Origin of the sequence: Streptococcus sp. 2_1_36FAA (genome assembly GCF_000161955.2) — a bacterium.
In the GTDB taxonomy this organism is placed as follows: Bacteria; Bacillota; Bacilli; order Lactobacillales; family Streptococcaceae; genus Streptococcus; species Streptococcus gordonii.
In genome coordinates this window covers 229885-256842 of the sequence record NZ_KI391973.1, presented here as the reverse complement: position 1 = coordinate 256842, position 26958 = coordinate 229885, and the positions used below count along the sequence as shown (strand labels likewise).

27 protein-coding genes are annotated in these 26958 nt (G+C 41.5%); 4 read left to right on the top strand and 23 right to left on the bottom strand.

The features are described from left to right. The 13 genes from HMPREF0847_RS01240 to rplK all read right to left on the bottom strand — a co-directional run bounded on the left by HMPREF0847_RS01240 (position 1) and on the right by rplK (position 13669). Positions 1–711 (bottom strand): YwaF family protein, encoded by a 711-nt coding sequence (locus tag HMPREF0847_RS01240; RefSeq protein WP_037622216.1) that lies wholly within the window; start codon positions 709–711, stop codon positions 1–3. Positions 712–767: 56 nt separating this feature from the next. Continuing rightward, positions 768–1379, bottom strand: a complete 612-nt coding sequence (locus HMPREF0847_RS01235; RefSeq protein WP_008809384.1) for an NUDIX hydrolase N-terminal domain-containing protein — start codon at positions 1377–1379, stop codon at positions 768–770. Then, entirely contained in the window at positions 1369–2739 is a 1371-nt protein-coding gene (locus tag HMPREF0847_RS01230; RefSeq protein WP_008809385.1) for a UDP-N-acetylmuramoyl-tripeptide--D-alanyl-D-alanine ligase, read from the bottom strand. The genes HMPREF0847_RS01235 and HMPREF0847_RS01230 overlap by 11 nt, the downstream gene beginning before the upstream one ends. Positions 2740–2814: 75 nt before the next feature. Then, the gene (locus HMPREF0847_RS01225; RefSeq protein ID WP_008809386.1) at positions 2815–3861 is read right to left on the bottom strand and encodes a D-alanine--D-alanine ligase; all 1047 of its coding nucleotides are present in this window, start codon (positions 3859–3861) and stop codon (positions 2815–2817) included. A gap of 128 nt (positions 3862–3989) precedes the next feature. Next, positions 3990–4586 (bottom strand): recombination mediator RecR, encoded by a 597-nt coding sequence (recR, locus tag HMPREF0847_RS01220; protein ID WP_008809387.1) that lies wholly within the window; start codon positions 4584–4586, stop codon positions 3990–3992. A gap of 10 nt (positions 4587–4596) precedes the next feature. Next, complete coding sequence (gene pbp2b, locus HMPREF0847_RS01215) at positions 4597–6663, bottom strand: penicillin-binding protein PBP2B (RefSeq protein WP_187364085.1); 2067 nt, start codon at positions 6661–6663, stop codon at positions 4597–4599. Between the two features lie 164 nt (positions 6664–6827). Continuing rightward, entirely contained in the window at positions 6828–7682 is an 855-nt protein-coding gene (gene cvfB / locus HMPREF0847_RS01210) for an RNA-binding virulence regulatory protein CvfB (protein WP_008809389.1), read from the bottom strand. Positions 7683–7780: 98 nt separating this feature from the next. Next, the gene (frr, locus tag HMPREF0847_RS01205; protein WP_008809390.1) at positions 7781–8338 is read right to left on the bottom strand and encodes a ribosome recycling factor; all 558 of its coding nucleotides are present in this window, start codon (positions 8336–8338) and stop codon (positions 7781–7783) included. 21 nt (positions 8339–8359) lie between these two features. Continuing rightward, on the bottom strand, positions 8360–9085 hold the full coding sequence (gene pyrH / locus HMPREF0847_RS01200) for a UMP kinase (protein WP_008809391.1): 726 nt from the start codon (positions 9083–9085) through the stop codon (positions 8360–8362). Between the two features lie 190 nt (positions 9086–9275). After that, positions 9276–10481: a glycosyltransferase family 8 protein gene (locus HMPREF0847_RS01195; RefSeq protein ID WP_008809392.1), complete on the bottom strand. Its 1206-nt coding sequence runs from the start codon at positions 10479–10481 to the stop codon at positions 9276–9278. Between the two features lie 271 nt (positions 10482–10752). Further along, the gene (locus tag HMPREF0847_RS01190; RefSeq protein ID WP_008809393.1) at positions 10753–12219 is read right to left on the bottom strand and encodes an APC family permease; all 1467 of its coding nucleotides are present in this window, start codon (positions 12217–12219) and stop codon (positions 10753–10755) included. A 237-nt stretch (positions 12220–12456) separates the two neighbouring features. Beyond that, positions 12457–13146 carry a 50S ribosomal protein L1 gene (gene rplA / locus HMPREF0847_RS01185; protein WP_008809394.1) on the bottom strand — a complete coding sequence of 230 codons (690 nt, stop codon included), beginning with the start codon at positions 13144–13146 and terminating at the stop codon, positions 12457–12459. A 97-nt stretch (positions 13147–13243) separates the two neighbouring features. Next, the gene (rplK, locus tag HMPREF0847_RS01180; RefSeq protein WP_008809395.1) at positions 13244–13669 is read right to left on the bottom strand and encodes a 50S ribosomal protein L11; all 426 of its coding nucleotides are present in this window, start codon (positions 13667–13669) and stop codon (positions 13244–13246) included. A 164-nt stretch (positions 13670–13833) separates the two neighbouring features. Between rplK and HMPREF0847_RS01175 the strand changes: the two genes are divergently transcribed. Beyond that, on the top strand, positions 13834–14187 hold the full coding sequence (locus tag HMPREF0847_RS01175; RefSeq protein ID WP_008809396.1) for a DUF3397 domain-containing protein: 354 nt from the start codon (positions 13834–13836) through the stop codon (positions 14185–14187). A gap of 27 nt (positions 14188–14214) precedes the next feature. Here the strand turns inward: HMPREF0847_RS01175 and HMPREF0847_RS01170 are convergent, their stop codons facing one another. The 4 genes from HMPREF0847_RS01170 to HMPREF0847_RS01155 all read right to left on the bottom strand — a co-directional run bounded on the left by HMPREF0847_RS01170 (position 14215) and on the right by HMPREF0847_RS01155 (position 19814). Beyond that, on the bottom strand, positions 14215–16557 hold the full coding sequence (locus HMPREF0847_RS01170; RefSeq protein ID WP_008809397.1) for an HAD-IC family P-type ATPase: 2343 nt from the start codon (positions 16555–16557) through the stop codon (positions 14215–14217). A gap of 118 nt (positions 16558–16675) precedes the next feature. Beyond that, a complete protein-coding gene (gene gloA2, locus HMPREF0847_RS01165) occupies positions 16676–17062 on the bottom strand; it encodes an SMU1112c/YaeR family gloxylase I-like metalloprotein (protein WP_008809398.1) in 387 nt (128 codons plus the stop codon). Between the two features lie 107 nt (positions 17063–17169). Further along, entirely contained in the window at positions 17170–19473 is a 2304-nt protein-coding gene (locus tag HMPREF0847_RS01160) for a DNA translocase FtsK (protein WP_008809399.1), read from the bottom strand. A gap of 143 nt (positions 19474–19616) precedes the next feature. Next, positions 19617–19814, bottom strand: coding sequence for a PspC domain-containing protein (locus HMPREF0847_RS01155; protein WP_008809400.1), 198 nt, complete (start codon positions 19812–19814; stop codon positions 19617–19619). A 334-nt stretch (positions 19815–20148) separates the two neighbouring features. Between HMPREF0847_RS01155 and HMPREF0847_RS01150 the strand changes: the two genes are divergently transcribed. From HMPREF0847_RS01150 to HMPREF0847_RS01140, 3 genes are read left to right on the top strand one after another with little or no spacing between them, the layout of a single operon-like run. Beyond that, positions 20149–20565: an NUDIX domain-containing protein gene (locus tag HMPREF0847_RS01150; protein ID WP_008809401.1), complete on the top strand. Its 417-nt coding sequence runs from the start codon at positions 20149–20151 to the stop codon at positions 20563–20565. Between the two features lie 46 nt (positions 20566–20611). After that, a complete protein-coding gene (locus tag HMPREF0847_RS01145) occupies positions 20612–21415 on the top strand; it encodes a peptidylprolyl isomerase (RefSeq protein ID WP_008809402.1) in 804 nt (267 codons plus the stop codon). A gap of 34 nt (positions 21416–21449) precedes the next feature. After that, positions 21450–21686 (top strand): zinc-ribbon domain-containing protein, encoded by a 237-nt coding sequence (locus tag HMPREF0847_RS01140; RefSeq protein WP_008809403.1) that lies wholly within the window; start codon positions 21450–21452, stop codon positions 21684–21686. Positions 21687–21771: 85 nt separating this feature from the next. Here the strand turns inward: HMPREF0847_RS01140 and HMPREF0847_RS01135 are convergent, their stop codons facing one another. From HMPREF0847_RS01135 to HMPREF0847_RS01110, 6 genes are all read right to left on the bottom strand, one after another. Beyond that, a complete protein-coding gene (locus HMPREF0847_RS01135) occupies positions 21772–23313 on the bottom strand; it encodes an ABC-F family ATP-binding cassette domain-containing protein (RefSeq protein WP_008809404.1) in 1542 nt (513 codons plus the stop codon). Between the two features lie 97 nt (positions 23314–23410). Further along, positions 23411–24103, bottom strand: coding sequence for a 5'-methylthioadenosine/adenosylhomocysteine nucleosidase (locus HMPREF0847_RS01130; protein ID WP_008809405.1), 693 nt, complete (start codon positions 24101–24103; stop codon positions 23411–23413). A gap of 51 nt (positions 24104–24154) precedes the next feature. Next, positions 24155–24463 carry a cell wall synthase accessory phosphoprotein MacP gene (gene macP, locus HMPREF0847_RS01125; RefSeq protein WP_020992595.1) on the bottom strand — a complete coding sequence of 103 codons (309 nt, stop codon included), beginning with the start codon at positions 24461–24463 and terminating at the stop codon, positions 24155–24157. Positions 24464–24474: 11 nt separating this feature from the next. Next, positions 24475–25026 (bottom strand): NUDIX hydrolase, encoded by a 552-nt coding sequence (locus HMPREF0847_RS01120; RefSeq protein ID WP_008809407.1) that lies wholly within the window; start codon positions 25024–25026, stop codon positions 24475–24477. Positions 25027–25034: 8 nt separating this feature from the next. After that, complete coding sequence (gene glmU, locus HMPREF0847_RS01115) at positions 25035–26414, bottom strand: bifunctional UDP-N-acetylglucosamine diphosphorylase/glucosamine-1-phosphate N-acetyltransferase GlmU (protein WP_008809408.1); 1380 nt, start codon at positions 26412–26414, stop codon at positions 25035–25037. Between the two features lie 86 nt (positions 26415–26500). Further along, positions 26501–26950 carry an ASCH domain-containing protein gene (locus HMPREF0847_RS01110; protein ID WP_008809409.1) on the bottom strand — a complete coding sequence of 150 codons (450 nt, stop codon included), beginning with the start codon at positions 26948–26950 and terminating at the stop codon, positions 26501–26503. Positions 26951–26958 lie beyond the last annotated feature (8 nt).

The window sequence follows — 26958 nt, the reverse complement described above, 5'->3', positions numbered from 1 at the left end:
TCATTCTCTCCAATCTTTTAAAAGGAATATTCTGTTTTCCTGAGCTTCTTTTAAGCGTTTAAAAAGAAGGGAAAAACCACACAGAGCTACAACTAATACTGTAGATACTAAGAGGAAATTTCCTAACATACCATAGTCACCAACTAAAGGAGGATTTTTGAGGAATCCATAGTCTCCACCAGTTAGCTGATTCACAAGGAAAATGACAGCATTCATGCCAAAAGTTATTTCAATAATCCGACGATTGGATAAAATTTTATAGTCGTACTCATTCATCAAATAAACAATAGAGTTTCCCAAAAGAGCCAAATGCCCAACTAAATAAGAAAATAAGGTAATATGCGGAAGCGGGTAAGGATCAAAAATTGGGTGAAGCAAGGCACAAATCGGTCCAAATACCCCCAATAAGGCAAAGTATTGTTTATAAGATGTTCTCCTTGGCAAGAGCAAGACTGCAAACATAGCAATCCGACAATGGTAGAAAGGCAAACTCTCAGTCAAGGGAGCCTGAGTAGCCATGTACCAACCATACAAAAGAACCAATTGGACAATCTGCAGTCCTTGAAAAATTCTTTGAAAGCTTTTTTGTTTGTAAAATCTACTTGCGCTATAGATTACAATAAATAAAGCAAGTAGCATGAGCACTAATCCCAGAGGTGTTAATACGGGCGGTTCTGTTTTTTGACTTGTAAAAAAATCTCCCATTCTCATCTCCTATTTTTAAAATTAATAATAAAGTATTTAATAGTCTTTGACTAATTTTTCAACTAATCCAAATACTGTTCTCTGTCTCCTTGATAAATCTCCCAAAGGATTTCCAACTGTTCTTTTGTAGTCCTCTTAGAAGATAATTCTGGTAAAGATTGAATATCAAAGAAGGCTAACTCTTCTATTTCTGCATTAGGCTGAAAATCTCCATCCTCTATCTGACACTCAAAGACCAGTTTAGCATATTGCTTACTCTGAAATTGAAATTTATTAGTATCAAAGATTGCAAGCAGACTAGAAACTGAAACATTAAATCCCGTTTCTTCTTGGACTTCCTTGACGATATTTTCCTTAGGAGATAGGCCGACTTCACAAAAGCCGCCAGGTAAAGCCCAAGTATTCTCATTTTTCCCCTTGACCAAACAGACTTTTCCGTCTCGAACCAGTACAGCTCGGACATCAATCAAGGGAGTGGCATAAAAATCCGTTGGGCGCAACAGCTCTGTCAATTCTTTCCCATCCAAATCTGACCAATCAGCCAGGAGGTGTCCCAAAAGCTGACGGAGTTCTAAGTAACGCTCTTGATCAAATTCATCACGACTAAATGCCAGTCCTGTCTCTGTAATAGAAAGGAGACGTTGAATGATTTTTGCAGTTTCTTTAGTTTCCATCTTCCAAGTCCTCTACCAGCTTGGCCAGATTCATGGAATTGCTGCCTTTGAGAAGGATTTGATCGGCAGGAGTCAGGCTCTCTCTGACAGCTTTGGTCAGCTGTTCAAACTGGTCTTTCTCGTCATTTTTGACAAAGTAATGGACTCTTCCTGGCGGGTAGATTTCCTTGGCATAGTCATAGAGGGCTTCCATGTCCTGTCCATAGAGGAAAAGGTCGGTCACAATTTCTGGATTGAGACTGGTAATCATCGAGCCGTGCATAGACTTAGAGTCCGCTCCCAGCTCTTTCATATCCGCCAGCACTGCCAATTTTCGTCCGCCTGGATTAGCCGGAATGGTCGAGAAAGTCTCAAGAATCAAGCGCATAGCTGTTGGATTGGCATTGTAGACATCCGATAAAATATCTGCGCCATTAGCAGCTTTCTTCCATTCTGTTCGATTGCGGGTCAGCTCCAGCTTAGAAAAAGCCTGAGCAATAGCTGTCTCAGATACACCCTCCTGCAGAGCTGCATAGGCCGCAATCATGGCGTTGGTTGCATTGTACTTACCAGTCACAGGCAGGTCAATCCTTTGCTCTAAAAAGTTGCATTCAAAACTCAAACTGTCCTTGCGCTCTTCCAGACGCGTCAGGAAGATATCTGCATCAGGACCAAAGCGAACCAGTTTGCAGTCTGCTGGCAGAAATTCATTGACAATCTTATCCGCCGGAACAATCAAGAGACCATCTTTTCTCAAGCCGTCCGCAATCTGCATCTTGCCTTGGGCAATCTCAGCTCGGCTACCGAAAAATTCCAGATGGGCTTCTCCGACCAGAGTCACAATGCCCGTCTTAGGTTTGGCAAGTTCAGACAGGAGATGGATATCACCCAAGTGATCCTGCCCCATTTCTAAGACAAGTTTCTCTGTATCCTCAGGCATGTGAAGAACTGTGTAGGGCAGACCGATTTCGTTATTGTAATTACCTTGTGTCTTATAGGTCTTGTAGCTGGTTGCTAGTAGCTGAGCCAGCATATCCTTGGTTGTCGTTTTACCATTGGAACCTGTCACCGCCAGCACATCCACCTGCATCTTTTCCAGATAGTATTTGGCCAAGCACTGGAAGGCCTTCAGGACATCGTCAACTAAGATATACGGAGCCTCTGCCACTGGACGCTCAGATAGGGTGGCAGCAGCTCCCTGAGCAAAGGCTGTCGCAATAAAGTCGTGGCCGTCACGCGCTCCCTTAAGCGGCACAAAAAGGTCACCCGACTCAATCAAACGGCTGTCAAACTCAGCATTTCTAAGCACGACATTTTCAAACTGAGTCACATCATTTTTCGCAGATAGGACTTCTGCGATTTCATATAAATCTAATTTCATACTTCTTCCTCGTTTTTCGGTTTGCTCGCAAAAAGAAAGGACCGAAAATTTTCAGCCCCTCTATTATATCATATTTTAGAGAAGATGCGCCTCTCTCTTAGCAAACGCCTCTTCAGCAAGTCTGACTAACTTCTCAATCAAGTCAGGATAGGCCAGCCCCATATTTTCCCAGAGCAGTGGATACATAGACCACTGGGTGAAACCTGGCATAGTGTTGAGCTCGTTGAGAAAGACCTGACCATCTTCTGTGTAGAAAAAATCACAGCGAGATAGTCCTAAACCACCAATAGCACGAAAAGCTGTCTCAGCATTCTGACGCATGGTATTCACCACTCCTTCAGGAAGCTGAGCCGGGATTGCCATGGTGATTTTATTGTCAATATATTTGGCTTGATAGTCATAGAAAGCCACGTCCTTAACAACTTCCCCTGGAAGACTACTTTTGACATCAGCGTTACCAAGAAGCCCGACCTCAATCTCACGAGCTGTTACACCTTGCTCGACTAGTACCCGACTATCATATTTGAAAGCCAGTTCCAGAGAAACACGCAGTTCTTCCTGATTATCAGATTTTGAAATGCCGACACTGGAGCCCATATTAGAAGGTTTGGTGAAGACGGGATAGGACAATTTCTCTTCGATTTCCTGGATTTTTTGCTCTAGATCCTCACCATCAACCACCGCTACATAAGGTACTTGAGCAATACCTGCTGATTCCAGAACTCGCTTGGTCGTGATTTTATCCATGGCCAGGCTAGAAGATAGAATATTACAGCCGACATAAGGCATTTTGAGTACTTCTAGGAAGCCTTGAATTGAGCCATCTTCGCCCATGGGACCATGCAGGACTGGAAAGACAACTGCTCCAGCTTCGTAAATATCGCTAGGCTTAATCTTCCGAGACATGTCCACTGTGGCATTGGTCATCAGCTTTTCATCAGCTACTGGCTTTGCTTCAAATTCCTGTGTCTTGATAAAGTAGCCCTCTTTCGTGATGAAGTATGTTTTTACAGAAAATAGATCATAATTGATAGCCCGCATAACACTTTCTGCCGACAAGACTGATACTTCCCGCTCTGCACTACGACCACCGTACAACAAAATTAAACTTTTCTTTGCCATCTCGTCTATCCTATTCTTTAAAGATTTTATACTTGAGATTGATTCTCTTTAGACCGTTTTAGTATATCATAATTCCGATTTTTTTTGAATAGAAAAAAGATTCTTCAAGAATAGAAGAATCCTTATTTTTATAATTCTGTACGATTTTCGATAGCGCGAATCAGCGTAACCTCATCCGCATACTCAATGTCGGAGCCAACTGCTAAACCACGCGCTAGTCGAGTAACTTTAATACCAGCAGGTTTCAAGACCCTTGAGATATACATAGAGGTTGCCTCTCCGTCTGCTGTCGCATTTGTCGCAACAATAACTTCTGTCACCTCACTATCCATCAGACGAGTAATCAAGCTTTTAAGATTGATATCATCCGGTCCAATACCGTTCATAGGTGAAATCAAGCCATGCAGAACATGATAAAGCCCGTGGTATTCTTGAATATTTTCCATGGCTGAGACATCTCTACTATCCTCAACAATTAAGATTGTAGATTGATCACGCGATTCGTCTCGACAAATAGCGCAGGGATCTTCATCCGTCAGATTACCACAAATTGAGCAGTAACTTAGTTCACGCTTAGCCGCCAAAAGATTTTTAGCAAATTCGTTGACATCATCATCACTCATTCCAATGGTGTAAAAGGCTAAACGTGTAGCTGTCTTGATACCGATACCAGGCAGTTTTGAGAAACTATCAATGAGCTTAGCGATAGGGGTTGGATATAACATAGCATCCTTTCTAATTCATAGGGTGTAGTTGATTATATAGATTGATAATATCCCGAGTAACGCTGTGGCTAACCGTTGATGATAGATTGGTATTATGTGGGAAAACAACCGCCACTGCGATCTTAGGATTATCACTTGGTGCATAGGCTACAACATTAGTGTTGATAGCCTGCTGACCATTATTAACAAAGGTTTCAGCCGTTCCTGTCTTGGCACTGATTGGAACTGACTCACCTTGAGAAATGGTTCTTCCTGTCGTAAAACCACTTCCCCCGTGAACCACTTGGTAGAAACCTTCCTTGATCAATTTCATATTCTCTTCAGAAATGTTCACTTGATTCAAAACCTTGGTTTCTTTCTTTTCAATCAAGTCTCCTAGGCCACCATTTTTGTCGTTAGCATAAATACCTTCAACTAAATGCGGGGCAACCCGTTTACCATTATTCGCGACTGTAGCTGCATACTGGGCTAATTGCAAAGGTGTGTAGTTATCAAACTGACCAAAAGCATTGGTCAAGTAATTAGCAAAAGTGAACTCTTTAGGAGTATAACCTTGAGATTCTGTCGGAAGGTCCACTCCCGTTTTAGCACCCAAGCCATATTCTGCAAAAGTCTCTCTCAATTTTTCCATGGAAGAGTCTAAATTCTTCAAATCCACTCCCATATTCGGAGTATAAGGTGTTCCCATCATCTTGAGGGCAACTTGCACCATATAAGTATTTGACGAATACTCTAAGGCTTCCACAGCTGTAATATCCCGATTCCCATAACTAGTAAACCATGATGTAATCGATGACGAGTCCTGACCGAAGACTATTGGTTGGTCCGTCAAGGTCTGGTTGCCTGAGATAGCATTATTAGCCCAGCCTGCTGTCAAAGTTGCCGCCTTAACCACTGATCCTGGTACTACGATATCTGTCACAGTTCCCAAAGAGTTTGAGCTGACATTTCCTGATTTCAAATCATGCTTAACTCCGGCCATAGCAAGAATAGCTCCAGTTTCCGGGTTCATGACAACAGCATAGGCACCTTCAGAATAAGTGGCATTCCCTGCAGTTAATTCTGCAACAAAAGCGTTTTTTAGAATCTCATCTACACCATTTTGAAAAGCCATTTCCACAGTCAGCTTGAGATTTTTTCCCTTGCTCCCTTCAGAAATTGTGTCGATACTTTCCATGTTTCCGTTCTTGTCCAGGTGAATTTCCTTAATCGCCCGTTCTCCTTGCAGGACCGACTCATATTCTTTTTCAAGATAAGAGGTTCCCACACGGTCTTTCAAAGAATAACCCTTCTTCAAATAGGCATCTACTTCCTCAGCGGGAATACCTGCTTTTTCACTTGAAACACTACCGATAATAGAAGCTAATGGAGTGTCCAAAACCTTGCGCTCCCAGGCAGTTGAAATACTAATTCCAGTTAATTCCTTGCTACTAGACGCAATTAGAGCCACTTGTTCTGTTGATAAATCGTCCGTACGAATATTTCCCGTCTCGAAATTAGCAATCTCATTCATCTGACTAAAGAGAAAAATAGCCTTTTTTTCCTGATCACTATAGTTAAGACTAGACACATCCACGCTCTCTACAGCGTTGTTGTAAATCTTTGATTCAGACAGTCGGTTTCCATCTGAGTCAAACTTCTTCTTCTTCGGTAGCTTGGCAACTACTTCTTGGTAAACCTCTGGATCCGCTAGATAATAATCAGCAATCTGGCGCTTTCTTAAGTCTACATCTGTCACATCCACATAATCCAGTAACTTATTGGCAGTCTCTTTGATATCGGCAGCAGTCATCTTATTACTGCGAGTAAAGGAAACAACTTGTTTGGTTGCATTTTCAACCAAAGGCTTCCCAGATGCGTCATAAATTTGCCCACGAACCGAGCTTAGTTTTATCTTTGTTTGGCTAGCAGTTGCTAATTTTTTAGTATAAAAATCTTGGTTGAAGACTTGCATATAAGCCAGACGGCCAATCAAAGTCACAAATAATATAATCACCATTCCAAATAGGAGATTTAAGCGTTTCGGAATAGAATGGCTATCAAATTTTCTTTCTTTCTTAGGCATATTTTCTCTCATTCTAGTAAAAGTTTCTTCTATTCTACCACAAAAAGATAAAAAATAATCTGGGAAAGAAGCCCAGATTATAAGAGGAATGTCTCCTGATGGAGGAGAATCTTATCATTGGAAAAGGGGTAAATTCGCTTGGCTTCCTTCCAAATTCATAAGTTTTAAATGATTCCTCAAAGTAGCTCAGTGCCAGTCGGATCTTGCTTAATTTTTCCTGCTTTCATCAGACCACCCAGAGCTTTTTTGAACTGTCCCTTAGAAATACCAAAAGTTGCCTTGATATCTTCTGGGGAGGATTTATCGTTTAAGGTCATAAAGCCACCGTTGCTTTCTAGGTAGGTCAGAATCATCTGGGCGTCATTTTCCAGCATCTCAAAAGAGCGAGGTTTAAGAGAAAGATTAAGAGTACGGTCTACTTCACGGAAACCAATGACCCGCGCATCTAAGACCTGCCCCAAACGTGGCTCTGTATAACGCTCACTTGGATGGATAAACCCCAGCATATTATTCTCCGGAAGGTAAACAAAGGTACCTGAAAGCTTCAGGCGATAAACAATAGCTGGCCAATTTTGATTTTGCATATTGTTATAGGCCGGACGAGCCAAACGTTGAAAGTCTTCCTGATAGGCCAGATTAGCCCAGATTCGGTCTTTCTTGTCTACACTCAGGCGTACATAGAGCTTATCACCCTTTTTGGGCCAAAGCTCCTTTAACTCAGGTAAAATATCCAGCGATACAACAATTTCCTTATCAGGAAGTCCAGTATCGACAAAGACACCCAAGTCCTTACGCACTTCAGTCACTGTTCCCCAGCCAAAGCTTTCTTGGGTTGCTGTTACATCTAGAGTCGTCAGGCGTAATTTTTGCTTCATATCAGTGTAGGCAAATCCCTTAACAGACTCGCCCAGCTGATGCTCGCCTTCTTCCTTAGCTAGGGCGTAGGTCTGACCATCCTTCTGGACAAAGTAAAAACGATCGTTTTCATCTATAACCAAACCCACAATAAAATTAGCAAGATTTGTATTCATTGATTCCTTCTTCTACCTTGCATTTTTTGAAGGGCAAGGATATTTATGTTAAAACAACTCAGTCAGCAGTGCCAACTGAGTGTTCATTTAATAAAATTTTAAACTTCTAATAGTTCTTTTTCTTTGTGCGCAGTCATTTCATCAATATGCTTGACGGCGTCATCTGTTACTTTTTGAATATCTTTTTCTAAAGTCTTCAATTCGTCTTCAGTGATTTCTTTTGCTTTTTCTTGCTTCTTAGCTTCATCCATAGCATCACGACGGATATTTCGAATCGCAATCTTAGCGTTTTCGCCAATTTTTTTCACTTCTTTAGCCAAGTCACGACGAGTTTCCTCTGTCAAAGCAGGAATAACCAAACGGATAACAGAGCCATCGCTAGCTGGTGTAATACCAAGATCAGACGCATTGATAGCACGTTCGATATCTTTGAGAGAAGACTTATCAAAAGGTGTCACCAAGAGAACACGTGCTTCAGGAATAGTAATAGAAGCAATTTGATTGAGCGGAGTCTCTACACCATAGTATTCAACACTGATACGGTCTAACAAACTTGCATTCGCACGACCCGCACGGACAGCTCCAAATTCACGCGCCAAACTTTGATGCGAATGACTCATTCTTTCTTTTGCTTTTTCTACAATTGCATTTGCCATAAGTTTTTCATCTCCAATTTCTTATAAATTATTTGATACTGTTGTCCCGATTTGCTCTCCAAAGACAACACGTTTGATATTCCCAGCTTCATTCATGTTAAAGACAACCAAATCGATATCGTTGTCCATAGAAAGAGTAGAAGCTGTAGAATCCATGATTCGCAATCCCTTGCTGATGACATCACGGTGGGTCAATTCGTCAAACTTAACAGCAGTCTTATCTTTCTTAGGATCCGCATTGTAGACCCCATCAACACCATTCTTAGCCATCAAAATCGCATCTGCTTCAATTTCTGCAGCACGAAGGGCGGCTGTTGTATCGGTTGAAAAGTAGGGTGACCCAATACCAGCTCCAAAAATAACAATACGTCCTTTTTGTAAATGACGGAGTGCACGTCCGCGAATATATGGCTCTGCGACTTGTTGCATAGCAATTGCAGTCTGAACGCGAGTATCAACCCCAACTCTCTGTAGAGAATCAGCCATGACCAAAGCGTTCATAACAGTCCCCAACATACCAGTATAGTCAGCTTGTACACGATCCATTCCAGCTTCGGCAGCTGGTTCTCCACGCCAGAGATTACCACCACCGATAACAAGAGCAATTTCGATTCCTAAATCGTGAACTTCCTTGATCTCTTCAGCCATTTTTTGAACGGTCTGAATATTGATACCAACACCTTTGTCACCAGCAAGAGCTTCGCCGGACAACTTGATTAGAATACGTTTATACTTGGGTTCTACCATTTTTACACTCCTTATTTTATCTGTACTATTTTACCACATTTTATGATTTTTATATAGTTAAATCTTTCAAAATTTTCTTTTTTGATAAATCGATATTCTGCTCAATCAGTAGCAAAGAAAAAGCAGCCTTGTCAGAAGATAAGACTAGCTTAATTCAAGAGATAAACAAATATGTTGGATGATTTTTTCCTTAAGAAGGATATTGGCGAATAGCTTCTATCATTTCTTGGTATTTGTCAGTAGCAAAAATTCTTTCCGTAATTCCTTCTGTCTGAGTAGTCTCAAAAGCAAAAATCGGCTTTCCTTGTTTTTCAATCATCTCCAAAAAATCTCGAAACTTGTGGTCATGATTAATGTCTAGATAAAGATCGCAAGCCACAGCTAACTGCTTCAACGGAATCGGTAGAACCAAGCGGTGCAGGCGAACATTCTCGTAGGACAAAAGACTGATCAAACGATCTGACATATCTGAGTAAGCAGCGATATGGAAAAGACAATCTGGCAAAGCTTGAATCAACTCTTTGATGCGCTCCAAAGAGTCACTGTTGGTCAAGGTCAATAATTCTTTCTTATAGACTTGGTCTAGATCTTGACCATGCTTTTCTATACCTTTAAGTGTCTTGCTCGCAATGATAGTCGTCCAATCAAGGTCATTATAAAACCACCAAACTTCCCTCAGTCTCATATTTGTTAGAAGGTTCCATGGTTTTAGAGCGGAAATATAGTGAACAATAGCTGGCAGAGGAGACAGAGGAATATCGAAGACAAAATCATGCCCATACTGAGCGGCTCCCATATCAAAACCAATTTGGAAATTATAGCTATCCTCTAGCTCTAAGTACTGTCCCACAAAGAGCATATTTAAAATACTCTGATCTCCTTCCAAGACCCTTTCAATTTCCCTGTCAGTCAACTCAACTAATTGCTGAGAAATATTTTCCTCCCGCCAACGCTTGTTATTTAGGAGCATGACACCAGAATTAAATCCAATTCCCAAACCAAAGGTAGCTCTTACTGCTGCAATATAATAATCTTCCAGATCCAAATCAAATAAGTGATCCAAGTTCTGAGTGACAACCAAATCGCAATCAAGGTAAAGAGCTCGATCAGCCTTCACATATTCTGGAATAAAATAGCGAGCATAGGCCATATAGTTAATATGAGAGTAGGTTGATTCTTCCCACTTCATCCTTAAATCATCTCGTAAAAGCTTGATATCAAGCAGATTATTTCCTGTCCCTTTTACTTTTTTTCGAGTATTAATGAACCATTCTTGTGGTATATCTTGATTAAAAACATAGATAAGCAGATCTTCATGATAGCAACATAAAGACTTTATAGTTGTCTCAATTTGACGAATATAGCCATAATCCCCTGCTAAAACAATACTTTTCATCTAATTCATCATTCCCCTATTTGCTAGTCTTATTATAGTATCTACATTATAGCGAATTCGCTTGTTTAATTCAAACACTCCATAATAAGTACGAGGAGCTTTCAACAAATTTTGCCTTGATTGAAGTAAGATACCTCAATAACCTTTCTTATCATCCTAATTTAAGTATAAAATGTTCACTACTCCACTGTCCATCTCGATTATCAACTATCTGTCTCAATTAAAATCAGCCCTATCATCAGATAGGACCGATTTATATATATTACTTAATTTATTTCTCAGCGATTTCTTGTCGACGAGCTTGTCTTTTCTCACGCTTAGCTAGTAAAGGCAAAATAATTCCCAAACTAATCAGAACAAGAGGAGTCAAAACATTAGTCAAGAGAGAGAATTTCCAACCAGCTGGATCTTGAGCATAATCCACTTTTGGAACCATCCCCAGAATACAAGCGAAAGCTGTAAAGAGGAAGCACCAAGCTCCAATAACAAAGCCAACTTTAGGATTCTTTGTTAATTTATACTCCGCATTTTTGTACTTCTTCCAAGCCTTGTTTAACAACATATAGGCAAGGAAAACCCAGAGATAACGCATCGGCATAACGATGGAGTTGAGATTGGTCATCCATTTAACCAAACCATCAATTTCTTTTATTCCAAAGATTGGCAGGATAATCAAGAGACTCACCAAAATCCCTGTTAAGATATAACCATTAATCAACACACCTTTTGAAGTGCGCTTACGCAACCAGCTTGGAACAAATTCAGCATCAGCATTATTAAGTAAAATCTGCAGAGGTGCATCGATAGAGAATGCCAGGGCGGCAATTTGTCCTACCATATTTGTCAAGGCGTAGATTACAACCAAGAGATTACCGACACCCCAGTAATTTCCAAGTTTTTGGAAAGCTTGGTAAGCACCATTACGCATCAAATCGTCTGGAATATTACTTCCATCGAATAGCATTCCCATAGCTAGAGACCCCAAAATAGCAGAAGCTCCAACCATAACAGCCATGACAATCATCCCTTTTGGAAATTCCTTGGCAGGATTGCGGGTTTGGTTAACGTAAGGGGAAATTTTCTCAGCTCCACCGACCGCAAAGACCAAGAGGGAAATTGTAGTAAAATATGAAAAGTCAAAATTAGGAATATAGGTACTAAGCTTATCCATATTAGCCGTTGCAAATTGCATATCAGGCTTGATAAAAGGCGCACCTACAGCTAAAAGAACAAAAAGGATAGACATGATGAGCATAGCACTTCCTGCTAGACCACCAATTACCTTGAGGGTAGAAAGTCCCTTAGTAGACAAGTAGAGAAAGGCTCCGAAAATTAGCAAACTCAAAATCACGATCCAATGAATGTCGAGATTACTTAAAAAATTACCATTCCCTTGAAGGGCCCAACCAAGCGGAATCAAAACTCCCTGAGGCTTTTGAGCCAAATAAGGGATATGTACAACCCAGTAAGTCCAGGCAGCAAAATAAGCCAAGCGCTTGGTAGAGGTCTTCTCAACCCAGTCACTGACACCTCCCCCACTTTCCTTAAATGTTGACCCCAGTTGTCCTACAATCAGAGCATACGGAATGAAGTATAGAGCTAGGATAAGAATCCAGGAAACAATAACAGAGATTCCCTGCTGGGAATAGTTATTGACGACATTTCCAAGCCCCCAAACCATATTAAAGGCAATCAGGGACACCATCAGCCAAGTAAGCTGATTCTGATCTTTTTTCATCGCATCGTCTCCTTTTTAGATAAATAAATTGTTTCACCATATTATAACATGTTTATCTGGACTTGTAACTAGGCTTATTGGAGGAACAGCCAGTTTTAGCATGATATTTCTTAGCCTCTCTTATACACTTAGTCTGCTAACATTGTTAAAATTTGAATAAACTTTCATGCACCAAGTAAAATATTTTGATTTTTCTCCAGAAAAAAACTCTGGTAAAACCAGAGTCATTTATTATTTTTAAAGTGAGTTTACGTCAACCTTGATACCAGGTCCTTGAGTAGTTGTGATTGTCAAGCTAGTTACATAAGTTCCTTTAGCTGTAGCAGGTTTTGCTTTTTGGATAACTTCGTTGAAAGCTTTGAAGTTTTCAGCCAATTTGTCAGCGTCAAATGAAACTTTACCGATGATAGCTTGTACGATACCTGCACGGTCTGCACGGTAAGTGATTTTACCACCTTTAGACTCTTCAACTGCTTTAGCAACATCCATAGTTACAGTACCAGTTTTAGGGTTTGGCATCAAGTTACGTGGTCCAAGGACACGTCCAAGACGTCCAACAAGAGCCATCATGTCAGGTGTAGCGATAACTACATCGAAGTCCAACCAACCGTCGTTGATTTTAGCAACGAGGTCATCTTCACCAACGAAGTCTGCACCAGCAGCTTTTGCTTCTTCTGCTTTCGCACCACGCGCGAAAACAAGAACGCGAGCTGTCTTACCAGTACCGTTTGGCAATACCATTGCACCACGGATTTGTTGGTCAGCTTTTTTAACGTCGATGTTCAAGTTGTATGCAACTTCTACAGTTGCGTCAAATTTTGCAAAGTTAGTTTCTTTTGCAAGAGCTACAGCTTCTTCTACGCTGTATGCTTTTGTGCTGTCGATTTTTTCAAGAGCAGCACGAAGTTGTTTGCTTTTTTTAGCCATTTTATCTTTCTCCTTGTAATGTGGTCATATCGATTTTCATCTCCCACGTCACTCGTCTCATGATCAAGTGTATTGCGGGCAAATAGGATTGTTACAATTAGTCAGTAACAGTGAATCCCATAGAACGAGCAGTACCTTCGATCATACGCATTGCAGACTCAATGTTTGCTGCGTTCAAATCTGGCATCTTAGTTTCAGCAATTTGTTGTACTTGTGCACGAGTAACAGTTGCAACTTTCGTTTTGTTAGGTGTACCTGAACCTTTTTCAACACCTGCAGCTTTTTTCAAAAGAACAGCAGCTGGTGGTGTTTTTGTAACGAAAGTAAATGATTTGTCTTCGTATACTGAGATAACAACTGGAATGATCATACCAGCTTGATCAGCTGTACGAGCGTTGAACTCTTTAGTGAATCCCATGATGTTGATACCGGCTTGACCAAGCGCAGGACCAACTGGTGGAGCTGGAGTAGCTTTACCAGCAGGGATTTGCAATTTTACAAGTTTTTCGACTTTTTTAGCCATTTTAAATCCTCCTTTGTGGTTAGGCGGTAGAATTTACTCAATAAAACTTGAGCATTACCTCCCACAAGCATGCTTATCGCATACCTTTCTATTATACACTAAAGAATTGAAAATGCAAGGATAATTCTCTTCTTTTTTAACTTTTTTTGTGATAAAATATAGCTATGATGTTATTAAGAATTGCTTCCGTTTTATTTATTTTTTTAACTATTGCTTTATCTATTATTTTAATAAAATTTTTACGATTAAAACGCTTTGGTCTTAACTTTGCAGATCTAGCCTTCCCAATGTTCTTTTTGGAATTCTATATTATTTCTGACCGAGCATACTACCATAGCATGTTGCCACAGCTGGTACTGGCTTTATCTGCCTTGGCGATCGGAATTACGGTCTATTTTCTCAAGAAAAAGCAGACTTTCTACTATCCAAAATTCTTAAAATTTTTTTGGCGGGCTGGCTTTATGTTGACATTCTTTTTATACCTGGCAATGGTCATTGGCCTCTTTTTATCAAAATAAATGAAGTTGGAAAATCCCAACTTCATTTTATTTACGTTTTTTGCATAGAGCTACTGCCTTGTTAGTTAGAAATTGAAAGAACCATATCAGTCTTTCCAAAAGTAATGAAAGCAAGACAGTCATTAGAATTGCTTCGATTGAAAGGCCACTTAAATTGAAGATGCGAGGTAAAAGCAAAGCAGCAAGACTCATCCCTGTAATATTCAGGAGCATAATGCCAATCTTAATGCGATTAAGAGGTCGAATAAGCTTGTACATTATGATAAAGCCTACCACTGCGAGAAGAATAATCGAACTTGTACTGATTTCCTTAGGAGAGAGTCCAAGCCAATGACCACAATATACTGCCACTAAAACCGCTAGATAATCTACAATTGCAGCTGGCAAGGCATTTTTCAAAACCGTCTCTAAAAAACGTCCTCTAATCCGTGCCTTATTGGGTTCTAAAGCCAGCAAGAATCCGGGTATCCCAATTGTAAAACCACTGATCAAGGACATCTGCGAAGCTTGCAAAGGATATGTGAAAGCAAATATGGTCGAAGTCAGGGCTAGTAAGATAGAAAATATATTTTTAACTAGAAAAAGACTGGCCGATCTCTGAATATTATTAACTACACGCCGTCCTTCTGCAACGATGTGGGGCATATGTGAGAAATCTGAGTCCAGCAAGACCACTTGCGCTATCCGCTTGGTTGCATCATTCCCAGATTCCATCGCGATACTACAATCAGCCTTTTTCATGGCAAGAATGTCATTGACACCGTCGCCTGTCATGGCAACATTATGCCCATGACCTTGTAATGCCTGAATCAATTTTTGCTTCTGTTCTGGACTAACTCGACCAAAGACCGTATACGTTTCTGCAGCTTGAATGATCTTTTGATCCGAATCCAAACTTCTAGCATCGACATAGTTTGCTGCATGTGGAATATTTGCCTTCTTAGCAACTGCGGCTACTGTAATAGGATTATCTCCTGAGATGACCTTAACTGTCACACCTTGTCTTTCAAAATATGAAAAAGTCTCTGTAGCATTCTCTCGGACAGGATTTTCCAAAAGGATAAACAGAAGCGGGCTAACAGGCGCCTCCAAGCTAGCTTCCAAGTTTGAGCCCTCATAGAGACCAAACACTAGCACTCGGCTCCCTTCTTCTGCTGCATCCTGAAAATATGATTGATAATTTTCTAAATCTTGTCGAAGGACATACTCTGGAGCTCCTAAAACAAAGGTCCCTTGGTCAAACGATACTGCTGCGTATTTGTTTTTAGAGCTAAAAGGGTACTGCCGTTTAATAGACCAGGCTTGTCCACTTTTTTCAATCCTAGGACAAGCACGCAAGGTTTCAATTGTATCGTTGGTGTCCTGACTAGCCTCAAGATAGTGACTCAGTGCTTCCAAGGCAACTTCTTTTTGATCCCCTACTGGAATCAACTGACTTACTGTCATGCTATTTTCTGTGATGGTCCCCGTCTTATCTACACAAAGGACATCTACACGCGACAGAGTCTCAATTCCCTTCATACTGTTTAGAAGAACCTGCTGTTTTGCTAGGCGAACAGCCCCTAGAACTAGGGCAAGTGTCATCAGTAGATAGAGTCCCTCCGGAATCATTCCCACAATAGCTCCGACCGTTGAAGTCACACTGACTTGCAGAGTTTCTTGATTACTGATAAAACTGCGGAAGAAAAGCAGAAGCCCTAAAGGAATAATCAATATCCCAATGATCTGCACTAGGCGATTGACAGCATGAACCATCTTGGATTCTTCTACACCGCTTATTTCTTTGGCTTCTTTAGCTAGCTGGTTAATGTAAGCCTGGTCTCCTACTTTGTCCAGACGAGCATAGGCTTGGCCAGCAACCACGAAGCTACCAGATAGGACCTCATCTCCCGAATTTTTTTCAATCTCATCAGCCTCACCAGTCAGCTGGGATTCATTTACTTTCAAGTTTCCTGAGAGAACCTGCCCATCGGCGTAAATCTGATTCCCAGCAGAAAATTTAACCACATCATCCTGAACAAGTTCTTCGACAGAGAGCACCTGCTCTTCTCCATCTCGAATCACATTGGCTGAGAAAGTGTGTAAGAGTTTCATTTGGTTGAGAACTTTTCTAGCCCTAAATTCCTGAAAAATCCCAATCAAGGAATTAATGACAACGATGGGAACAAAGAGGAGATTATTCCATGACTGAACTAGGACCAAGAGAATGGCCAGTACAAGAAAAATAAAATTAAAATAGGTAAAAATATTGGACCGAACAATCTGCCAGGTCGTTCTTTCTGTAGAGATGGTAACCTGATTAGTCAGACCTTTTTGGCGACGTTCTTCAACTTGTGCTTGACTAAGTCCTTGAAATTGATTCTGATGCATAGAGTTTTCCTTATTGAATTCGCTTTACTTATTGTAGCAAAAACAGGGCAACATTTCTTCAGACTTTAGGCTGAAGTATGGATATTTAAAATTGCCCTTGTAAAATAGAATTACATTTTCATTCGTGAATTTCCAGAGGTAGGCCATCCGGATCAAAGAAGAAAGCCATCTTACGACCGTCGAAGTCATCATAGCGTAGCTCGGTATGGGGAATCTCCAAATGGTCAAATTCCACTAGCGTTTCTTCGACATCTGTCACTTGAAAGGCCAGGTGTCGTAGCCCGGTATGTTCTGGATTAGGAAGAGCTGGTCTTTTGGGTGCTTCTTTCTTGATAAAAATCTCTAGAGTTAGATTTCCCTTGCGGACATTAAAGAGAATATCCTGCTTATCTGGCCGGTGGTGCTCATCCAGCTGCTCAAAGCCCAGCTTGTTTACATAAAACTCCCTGGTCTTGGCATAATCATGACCGATAATAGCTATGTGGTGAATAGTGTCCAGTTTCATACCTTCTTTCCTTTCCGTTGAGTGAGTAAAGAAAATCTGCCGGCTGATTGCTGGCAGATTTGTTTTTATCAAATGATTATCTTGCTAGCAGACTAGTGAAATTAGAATTAATTCGTCTGCAAAACCTTTCGAGGCTTGGTGCCTTCGGCTGGTCCGATAACGCCTGCCGCTTCCAGCTCTTCCATGAGACGTGTAGCTCGGTTAAAGCCGACCGAGAGACGCCGCTGGATCATAGAAGCGCTGGCTTTTTGAGTCTCGATAACAAGGGCCTTAGCTTCTTCAAAGAGCGGATCTCCTCCATCATCGCTACCACCAGACTCCATATCGCTTTCAGATACTTCGCCAGGATCAAAGCTATCGTCATAATCCGCTTCAGCTTGGTTCTTGACAAAGGCTACGATTCGCTCAACATCTTCATCTGAGATAAAGGAGCCCTGCAGACGAACCGGATGGTTTTCATCAATGGGCTTAAAGAGCATATCCCCACGCCCCAAGAGCTTCTCTGCTCCATTTTCATCCAGAATGGTCCGGCTGTCTGTCCCGCTGGATACAGCAAAGGCAATCCGAGAGGGCACATTGGCCTTGATCAGACCGGAGATAACATCTACTGATGGTCGCTGGGTAGCCAGAATCATGTGAATTCCAGCCGCACGCGCCTTTTGTCCCAGACGAATAATAGCGTCTTCTACTTCCTTGCTGGCTACCATCATAAGGTCAGCCAGCTCATCCACGATGACGACGATTAAAGGTAGGGGCACCTGCTTGTATTCTGATTGGGCATTGTACTCGGCTACTTTAGCATTGTAGCCTGCAATGTTACGAGCACCAACCTTGGAGAAGAGTTCATAGCGATTTTCCATCTCATCCACAACCTTCTGCAAGGCACGACTGGCCTTGCGAGGATTGGTCACAACAGGGATAAGCAAGTGGGGAATGTCATTATAAACGGACAGCTCCACCATCTTAGGATCCACCATCATAAACTTGACTTCGTCCGGTCTGGCCTTCATGAGAATGCTGGCGATAATGCCGTTAACAGCTACAGATTTACCCGATCCAGTAGAACCCGCTACCAAGAGGTGAGGCATCTTAGCCAAGTCAAAGGAACGAACAGAGCCGTTGACAGCCTTACCAAGTGGGATTTCTAGAAGCTTGCTAGCATCTGTCTTAGATTGGTCCCAGAGTTCTCGGAAAGTTACAGTTGCAATTTCAGAGTTGGGCACTTCAATCCCGACAAGAGATTTTCCAGGAATCGGCGCCTCAATCCGCACATCCTTTGCAGCCAAAGCTAGAGCTAAGTCATCTGCCAGATTAGAAATCCGATTGACCCGAACACCGACAGCCGGCTTAACCTCGTACTTGGTGACGGAAGGGCCGATTTCAGCCCGCTCAACAGTAGCCTTGATGCCAAAACTCGCAAAAGTTTCTTCCAAGATCTTGATGTTTTCACGAACAATCCGCTTCTCTTTAGACTGATTTTTTGGTTTATCAGGCGCAAAAAGGTTAATGGTCGGTAGCTTATAATCCAAACTTTCTTTAGCTGTGAAGTCTACCTCAACATCTGTGTCCGCGTCTGCTTCTTCTGACTCCTGCTGAATTTTTAAATCTTGAACTTCTTCTAGTTCAAATTCTCCTAAATCTTCATATCCCTCTTCTTCAATGACAACGGGAGTTCTTGCCTGATTTTCATCATCCAAAATTTCGCCCGTTTCCAAATCGACTTCAGGTCCTTCTTGCTCCACTTCAATCGCCTGCATTGCTTCTAAAGCAGCCTGTTCTTCTTTTTCAATAAAACGCTGTTGTCGCTTTTCTTCACGTTTTTCACTAAGACGGTGGAATGTTTCAACCAGCTTTTCAGAAATATCGTAAATGGTCCAAGGACTGATTAGTAGAGCACCTACTAAAATAAAGAGAATACCAATAAAGTAAGAACCAAAATTTGAAAAGAGAAAAGAGATGGGTAAGTGCAAGAGTGATCCTAATAAACCACCACCAGCAAATGAACTAACTTTAAAAGCAGTTAAATCAGAAAAAATTCTGGCTAAAGTGCTAGACAAGACTTGACCTTTGAGTGATAAGACATCTACAAAGTAAGCTTGATAGATTAGAAGTAAACCAACAAAAATGCTAATAAAACCTGAAATCAGACCTTCGCGCTTGCTTAACCATTTGAAAAAGAAAAGATAAATCAAAGTCGCTACAATTGCTAAGTACGCTAAGCTACCAACTACTAATCGAATCAGATTGTAAATAGTCACCCCAAAAACACCTAGTTTTAAGGCAGCAAAAAGAAGAATGAAGGCCAAGCCAAAACTCAGTAACATCCTTTTAATAGCTCTTTGTCTTTCTAATTCTGCTTTTGTTGGCCGACGTGTTGTTCGGCCTTTTTTCGTATTTTTACTATTTGCCATAACCTTTATTATACCACAATAACTATTGACAAGAAACGATAAATTTTACGCTTTGACACACTTAATCTTCACCTTTAATACTTCTTACGAAAAGAAAAAAACCAGCTTAGCTGGCTTTGGATTTTAAAAGATCAAGTCTTCTTTTAGTCTTGGGTTGCTCCCTCTTCTGGCATAACGAACCAGCAAACTGCATAAGCAAGAACCCCAGTTCCAAGAGCAAACACTGAAATAATCCACAGTACGCGAACAAGTGTAGGATCTACGTTGAAATATTTAGCTAAACCAGCACAAACACCAGCAATTTTTTGATTCTTAGTATCTCGTGTAAGTCTTTTCTCCATGGAAAGTGCTCCTATTAATTTTTATTTTTTTCATTTTACCATAATCTTCTTGTATGCACAACCTTTCAGGTAAAGATAAGAACTAGCATCTCATCACCTTACATTAGATTCTAATTAGACTCTTGTCGCTTTCATCAAATTTCTCACCTTCTCCTTCCCTAGATAGCGTCAGAATGATTTTAGGAATAAAACAAAAATTATGACCGACTAAATAAAAGCCCTAGTGACTAGCTAGATTTCACAATCGCAACTTTTTTCGTTAATACGTTTCCAATCTAGTATTCTAAACATTATTTTGTTAAACTTGATGAATAGAAAAATTAAGGAGTTGTTTATGAGAGCTGGCATACTTATCTATCATCCCAAACTAAATAGCATTCTGACCATTTATCGATATAAAAATGGACAACACTACTACGTCCTTCCAGGTGGGCAAATTGAGGAGAGTGAGAGTCCAATCGAAGCGGCTATAAGAGAAATCAAAGAAGAAGTCCAGCTTACGTTTAAGCCAGAAGAACTAAAACCTGCCTTCACATACGACACTGACAAAAATCAACACATTTATTTCTTGATAATCTATACGGGCTTAGAAAACTTAACGATAGGTGGTGAGGAAAAGGAACGCAGTCATTCTCAAAACCTATATGAAGCTAGGTGGATCAGTCTTTCTGACTTCCCCCATTTCCCATTCAGACCAAAAGACTTGCAAGTAAGAATTCTCTCTTTTTTCACAAGATTTGAAAATCGTTGATCTTTATAGTAAAATGTGAGTAGTTTCTATTTCAGAAAGGATCATGATGAAAAAATTATTAATTTTGGGTCTTTCAGCCAGCCTTTTGTTAGCAGGCTGTACTAGTATCCAACGCGTCTTGCGGGGCGATGAATATGTAGACTCTAGTCTAGCAGCTAGTGCAAGCAGTGCTGAAGCTAGCAAAAAAGAAGCTGAAACCAAGGAAGCATTGACAAATAAAAATGCCAACTTCCCTCAACTATCAACCAAAGTTGCCAAAGATGAAGCAAAAGTTAAAATCGTAACGACAGCTGGTGACATCACTCTCAAACTCTTTCCCAAATATGCACCTCTAGCTGTTGAAAATTTTCTAACTCATGCCAAAGATGGCTACTATGATGGAGTTATCTTCCATCGCGTCATTAAAGGCTTCATGATTCAAAGTGGTGACCCTAAAGGAAACGGTACAGGTGGAGAGTCAATATGGCATGGAAAGAATCAAAAAATTGACTCAGGAAAAGGCTTTAAGAATGAAACTTCTGCCTACCTATACAACCTCCGCGGGGCTCTATCTATGGCCAATGCAGCATCTGATAATACTAATGGTAGTCAATTCTTTATCAACCAAAACCAGACAGACAGCTCAAGCAAATTATCTGAAAGCAAATATCCAGCTCAGATTATTAAGGCATACAAGAAAGGTGGAAATCCTTCTTTAGATGGTGATTATACAGTCTTTGGCCAAGTCATAGACGGCATGGATATTGTCGATAAGATTGCCGAAAGCGAAACTGATGAAAACAATAAACCTAAAAACGAGATCAAGATTCAAAAGATCGAAGTGATCAAGGATTACAACTTTAAAAAATAATCCTCTAGTTCAACTAAGAAAGGAATAAATTCATATGATTATTTGGGGTTACAAAGGATATAAAAAAGAACTAGGACATACTCAGTCTGCTATCCAATGTGGAAACTGTCAACAAACTGCTCCTTGGGATCTTATTGAAACAGGTCGGAAGTTTTCCCTCTACTGGATTCCTCTCATCCCTTATGGTAGAAAATATTATGTACTTTGCCCTGTCTGCGAATATGGCAAAGAGATTGAAAAACAAGATATTAATGAATATTTAAATTATTAAGTTCAAAAAGAGGCTGGTCAGTATATGACCAGCCTCTTTCTCTTTTATCTAAAAAACAAAATACTTTTTCTACAGAAAAAAATCTTTATGTCAATTGATTGAAGTCCCAAATCTGATCCATCCAGCCTTCGTAGAAATCAGGCTCATGGCAGACCATAAGAATGCTACCCTTGTATTCTTTCAGAGCTCGCTTAAGCTCTTCTTTGGCATCGACATCCAGGTGGTTGGTCGGCTCGTCCAGCACCAGAACATTATTTTCTCGGTTCATGAGAAGACACAGGCGGACTTTGGCCTGCTCTCCACCTGAAAGGACTTGAATCTGGCTCTCGATGTGCTTAGAAGTCAAGCCACATCTAGCTAGAGCCGCTCGCACTTCCGCCTGATTGAGGGACGGAAAGGCGTTCCAGACTGCTTCCAGCGGTGTCTGACGATTGCCACCTTCAACTTCCTGCTCGAAATAGCCCAGCTCTAGATAGTCCCCTCGCGCAACTTGACCTGCGATAGGTGGGATAATACCAAGCAGACTCTTGAGTAGGGTTGTTTTCCCAATCCCGTTTGCCCCGATAATCGCTACCTTCTGATTGCGTTCAAAAGTCAGATTAAGGGGCTGAGTTAGCGGACGGTCGTAACCAATCTGCAAATCCTTGGCTTGGAAGATAAAGCGACCAGGTGTCCGGGCAGGTTTGAAGTCAAAGGAAGGCTTAGGCTTTTCACTTTGCAGCTCAATAATGTCCATCTTATCCAGCTTTTTCTGGCGGGACATGGCCATATTACGGGTCGCCACGCGAGCTTTATTACGGGCAACAAAGTCCTTGAGATCCGCAATTTCCTTCTGCTGGCGCTCGTAAGCTGCTTCCAGCTGAGATTTTTTCATCTCATAGACCTCTAGGAACTGGTAATAATCACCAGAATAACGGGTCAGTTGCTGATTTTCTACATGATAGACGATATTGATCACGTCATTCAGGAAAGGAATATCATGCGAGATGAGAACAAAGGCATTTTCATAGTTCTGTAGGTAGCGCTTAAGCCAGTCAATATGTTCGGCATCCAGATAGTTGGTTGGCTCGTCCAAAAGCAGGATATCAGGTTTTTCCAGAAGTAGCTTAGCCAAGAGAACCTTGGTCCGTTGCCCACCAGATAGCTCCGTCACATCACTCTCCATACCATAGTCCATAACACCTAGTGCCCGCGCAACTTCGTCAATCTTAGCATCTAGGGTATAGAAATCTCGACTCTCCAAGCGGTCCTGCAGCTCACCCACTTCTTCCATAAGGGCATCAACATCGGCTCCTTCTTCAGACATGCTCATATAGATGTCGTTGATGCGGCTTTCTGTCTTGAAAAGTTCGTCAAAGGCTGTGCGCAAAACATCACGGACAGTTTGGCCCTGCTCCAACACAGCATGCTGGTCCAGATAGCCAGCCGTCACATACTTGGACCACTCGACTTTACCTTCGTCCGGTAGCATTTTACCCGTCACAATGCTCATAAAGGTTGATTTCCCCTCGCCATTAGCACCAACAAGGCCAATGTGCTCACCCTTGAGCAGGCGGAAAGATACATCCTCAAAAATAGCCCGGTCACCGAAACCGTGGCTAAGATTTTTTACTTCTAAAATACTCATCTTTTTCTCCTCTATCATTGATTGCAACTTCTTGATTATACCATCAAAAGGGATTTTTTGGCAAGAATAGAAAAAGACCGACTAGGTCGACCTTACTCTAGATTAACTCTTTTAAAAACTGAATCAGGGTTTCTGCAGAGCGTTTACCGGCATCAAGAATGAATTCATCAAAAGTGACATTGGCATCATGGCTAGCTGTGTCGCTCATAGCCCGAATGACCATAAAAGGCAGACCAATCGAATGTGTGGCTTGAGCAATAGCTGCGCCCTCCATCTCGACAGCCAAGACATCTGGAAAATGCTCCTTGATGCGATCAATCTTTTCTTGACCAGCAACAAAGCTATCACCTGTCGCAATCAAACCTACCCTTGCCTTTTGATGGGTCTTATCTAAAATTTTCTTCATTTCAGAGACCAGATAGCGACTAGCCTCAAAATAGAGTGGCTGGCGAGCCATCTGACCATAGTCATAGCCGAAGGCTGTCACATCCACATCATGGTAGACCAGACGATCTGCAACCACCACATCTCCGATAGCTAGACCTTCAGCCACCGCTCCAGCTGAGCCTGTATTAATGACAGCAGTAACCTTGAAATCATTGACCAGAACAGCCACACTCATCGCAGACATGACCTTTCCAATTCCGCTCTCAACCAAGACTACTTCATGACGGCCAATAGAACCCGTATGATAGACATGTCCCAATCGAAGATGCTTTTCTGGATTTTCTAAATGCTCCAGCAATACTTTTAACTCTTCGGGCATAGCCGCGATAATTCCAATTTTCATTATTTCCAACCTTTTCTAAAAAAGCGAAAGCCTTAGGCTTATCGCTTATTTTTATAGCCAAATAATGGCTGCAATCAAAACCACCAACAGGAGAATAATCCACAACAAAATTTTATTGAGTTTAGCTTGAAAGACCCCTCGCTTCTGATTTTCAATGCGTCGGCTTTTCACAACTTCCCGATCAACTTCAATTTGCATGGTGTCCTGATTAAACTCTCCTTGCGGTGTAGCATAACCAAATCTTCCTTGGTCAGTTCTAATTATCTTAGTTTCCTCATCATCCACGAGAGGAGGATCCGATATGACTTCACCACGGTTAGCCCGCTCGATGATTTCATCAGTTAATAAAGGTCTTCCCATAGGTTTTCCCCCTATCTTTGATTTTCCTGCATTTCCCAATATTGAAGAGCCATGATGGTCTTGGCATCGCAGATGTCACCGTTTTGCAGCAACTGATGTGCCTCCTCCAGACTGACTTCAAAAAGTTGCAAGGTTTCATCTTCGTCCTGAGGACGAGGATTTTCTACTTTTGTCAATTGGCTAGCTTTATATAGCTTAATCTTTTCATTGCAAAAACCAATAGCAGAATAAAAATCATAAACTAGCTCTAGCTGACCCGTGTAACCAGTTTCTTCTTCTAATTCTCGCAGGGCAGCTGCATGCGGATCAGCATTTTCTCCCACTTCTAGCTTACCAGCTGGAATTTCATAAGAAGTTTTCTCAATAGCCTTACGGTACTGCTTAACGAGAATCAGCTTGTTTTCTGGAGTAAGGGCAATCACAGCCACTGCTCCATTATGAAAAATCAAATCCCGTTGAGCTTGGCCTTTCCCTTCTGGCAGCTCTACCTGGTCCTGAACCACTTTAAAAATCGGTCCCTGATAAATCTCCGTCCGTTGGACGGTTTTTTCTTCAAATTCCATGACTAAACCTACTTATTTTGAGGGTGATGAGGAAGTCGCTTAGCATAATCTTCCTTGTTAATCTGACGGCCACGTCCCAGAGCAATGGCATCTGCTGGTACATCCTTCGTGATGGTAGAACCCGCACCGACCAGAGAGTTATCACCCAGCTCAACTGGGGCAATAATGGTCGAATTAGAACCAACAAAGACATTATCACCGATGATAGTCTTGTACTTCTTCTGGCCATCATAATTGACCGTAATCGTACCTGCACCAAAGTTGACATTAGCACCAACTTCAGAGTTTCCAATGTAGGTCAAATGACCAGCCTTGGTATTTTCTCCAATTGATGATCCTTTAACTTCTACAAAGTTTCCTACATGGACATCCTTGGCCAAACTAGAACCTGGACGAATGTGAGCGTAAGGTCCGACCGTTACTCCATCTGCAACACTTGACTCCTCAATCATAGAGCTGGTAATAACGGTCCGTTCTCCAATAACAGAGTCCACGATGTAGGTACCATTAGTCAGAATAGTCTCAACCCCAATCTTGGTTTGACCTTTCAGGGTCACATTTGCTTCAACTTGAACTTCAGGCGCAATTTCCACATCCACATCGATATAGGTCGCATCTGGATTGACAAAGCTGACACCGTTGACCATATGCTGCTGGTTAATCCGACGTCGCATAACACTCTCAGCTGTAGCCAAAGCTACGCGGTCATTAACCCCCAGACTCTCATCAAAGTCTTTGAGCGTATAAGCACCGACTTTTTCACCATTTTCACGGAAAATACCAATCGCATCTGTGATATAGTATTCGCCCTGAGCATTATTAGTATTGATATTTTTGAGGGCTTCAAAGAGACGGGCATTGTCAAAGACGTAAGTCCCAGTATTGATTTCCTTGATCTGTTGCTCAAAGTCCGAAGCATCTTTTTGTTCCACAATTTTCAAGACTTCTCCGTGCTGGTTGCGAACGATACGGCCGTAGCCAAAAGGATCGTCTGCTTCTGCTGTCAAAATGGTCGCAACATTCTTATGGTTGATATGGAAGTCAATCAGGTTTTTCAGGCTTTCTCCTGTAATCAGGGGAGTATCGCCAGCAATGACTAGCGTCTGACCTGTCAGATTTTCCAAAACAGGCTCGGCCATCATAACGGCATGACCCGTTCCCAGTTGCTCAGTCTGACGAACAAACTCAGTCTGACCTGCCAAGACTTGCTCCACCAGCTCGGCCTTGTGACCGATAACTGTCACTGTCTTTTCTGGATTAATGGCATTGACACTGCGAAAAACGTGCTCTAGCATAGAAATTCCTGCCACCTTGTGCAGTACCTTTGGTAAATCTGACTTCATGCGAGTACCCTTACCCGCAGCCAAAATAATCGCGTAATTTGTCATAAAACAACTCTTTTCTGTAAGATAGTACCATTATTATACCACTAAAAGAAAATTTTTAAAAATACTATGCGAATTCAAAATAAACTCTACTCTTCATTCAAGGGATAGACCTTGCGAAATTCTTCTAAGACGACACCCGTTTCTTGGGAAAATTCCAAACCGGCTTCCGCAAGACACTCTGTGAAAAATGCCTCATGGACCTGCTGCCAATATGCCAAGGATTTATCTCCTTCTCCTTCCTTAAAGGCATGATCAGCTGAAACCTCATTAAAAGGTAAAACAGAGACTTTGGTGATTTCAACGATACAAACAGCCTTTTCCTGACTGTCTAAAATGACATCAAAGCTTCCTGCCTGAGGCAAGGGCTCATTTTCAAGCTTATAGAGCTCATAGGCCGAAGACGTCGCTGTCTTCTCACCACATAGCACTAAGTCGGCAAGCTCATCTGCCGAAGCACCGAAAGCCCAGGCGTCAATCTCGTCGCCAATCTCTAGATTGATTTTCTTGTATGCCTGCCACATTTCTTTTGGAGTCATCACTTCTC

Excerpts from the sequence above, each read along its gene's own strand:
- HMPREF0847_RS01240 (WP_037622216.1), bottom strand. The coding sequence starts at position 711 with ATGAGAATGGGAGATTTTTTTACAAGTCAAAAAACAGAACCGCCCGTA.
- HMPREF0847_RS01235 (WP_008809384.1), bottom strand. The coding sequence starts at position 1,379 with ATGGAAACTAAAGAAACTGCAAAAATCATTCAACGTCTCCTTTCTATT.
- HMPREF0847_RS01230 (WP_008809385.1), bottom strand. The coding sequence starts at position 2,739 with ATGAAATTAGATTTATATGAAATCGCAGAAGTCCTATCTGCGAAAAAT.
- HMPREF0847_RS01225 (WP_008809386.1), bottom strand. The coding sequence starts at position 3,861 with ATGGCAAAGAAAAGTTTAATTTTGTTGTACGGTGGTCGTAGTGCAGAG.
- recR (WP_008809387.1), bottom strand. The coding sequence starts at position 4,586 with ATGTTATATCCAACCCCTATCGCTAAGCTCATTGATAGTTTCTCAAAA.
- pbp2b (WP_187364085.1), bottom strand. The coding sequence starts at position 6,663 with ATGAGAGAAAATATGCCTAAGAAAGAAAGAAAATTTGATAGCCATTCT.
- cvfB (WP_008809389.1), bottom strand. The coding sequence starts at position 7,682 with ATGAATACAAATCTTGCTAATTTTATTGTGGGTTTGGTTATAGATGAA.
- frr (WP_008809390.1), bottom strand. The coding sequence starts at position 8,338 with ATGGCAAATGCAATTGTAGAAAAAGCAAAAGAAAGAATGAGTCATTCG.
- pyrH (WP_008809391.1), bottom strand. The coding sequence starts at position 9,085 with ATGGTAGAACCCAAGTATAAACGTATTCTAATCAAGTTGTCCGGCGAA.
- HMPREF0847_RS01195 (WP_008809392.1), bottom strand. The coding sequence starts at position 10,481 with ATGAAAAGTATTGTTTTAGCAGGGGATTATGGCTATATTCGTCAAATT.
- HMPREF0847_RS01190 (WP_008809393.1), bottom strand. The coding sequence starts at position 12,219 with ATGAAAAAAGATCAGAATCAGCTTACTTGGCTGATGGTGTCCCTGATT.
- rplA (WP_008809394.1), bottom strand. The coding sequence starts at position 13,146 with ATGGCTAAAAAAAGCAAACAACTTCGTGCTGCTCTTGAAAAAATCGAC.
- rplK (WP_008809395.1), bottom strand. The coding sequence starts at position 13,669 with ATGGCTAAAAAAGTCGAAAAACTTGTAAAATTGCAAATCCCTGCTGGT.
- HMPREF0847_RS01175 (WP_008809396.1), top strand. The coding sequence starts at position 13,834 with ATGATGTTATTAAGAATTGCTTCCGTTTTATTTATTTTTTTAACTATT.
- HMPREF0847_RS01170 (WP_008809397.1), bottom strand. The coding sequence starts at position 16,557 with ATGCATCAGAATCAATTTCAAGGACTTAGTCAAGCACAAGTTGAAGAA.
- gloA2 (WP_008809398.1), bottom strand. The coding sequence starts at position 17,062 with ATGAAACTGGACACTATTCACCACATAGCTATTATCGGTCATGATTAT.
- HMPREF0847_RS01160 (WP_008809399.1), bottom strand. The coding sequence starts at position 19,473 with ATGGCAAATAGTAAAAATACGAAAAAAGGCCGAACAACACGTCGGCCA.
- HMPREF0847_RS01155 (WP_008809400.1), bottom strand. The coding sequence starts at position 19,814 with ATGGAGAAAAGACTTACACGAGATACTAAGAATCAAAAAATTGCTGGT.
- HMPREF0847_RS01150 (WP_008809401.1), top strand. The coding sequence starts at position 20,149 with ATGAGAGCTGGCATACTTATCTATCATCCCAAACTAAATAGCATTCTG.
- HMPREF0847_RS01145 (WP_008809402.1), top strand. The coding sequence starts at position 20,612 with ATGAAAAAATTATTAATTTTGGGTCTTTCAGCCAGCCTTTTGTTAGCA.
- HMPREF0847_RS01140 (WP_008809403.1), top strand. The coding sequence starts at position 21,450 with ATGATTATTTGGGGTTACAAAGGATATAAAAAAGAACTAGGACATACT.
- HMPREF0847_RS01135 (WP_008809404.1), bottom strand. The coding sequence starts at position 23,313 with ATGAGTATTTTAGAAGTAAAAAATCTTAGCCACGGTTTCGGTGACCGG.
- HMPREF0847_RS01130 (WP_008809405.1), bottom strand. The coding sequence starts at position 24,103 with ATGAAAATTGGAATTATCGCGGCTATGCCCGAAGAGTTAAAAGTATTG.
- macP (WP_020992595.1), bottom strand. The coding sequence starts at position 24,463 with ATGGGAAGACCTTTATTAACTGATGAAATCATCGAGCGGGCTAACCGT.
- HMPREF0847_RS01120 (WP_008809407.1), bottom strand. The coding sequence starts at position 25,026 with ATGGAATTTGAAGAAAAAACCGTCCAACGGACGGAGATTTATCAGGGA.
- glmU (WP_008809408.1), bottom strand. The coding sequence starts at position 26,414 with ATGACAAATTACGCGATTATTTTGGCTGCGGGTAAGGGTACTCGCATG.
- HMPREF0847_RS01110 (WP_008809409.1), bottom strand. The coding sequence starts at position 26,950 with ATGACTCCAAAAGAAATGTGGCAGGCATACAAGAAAATCAATCTAGAG.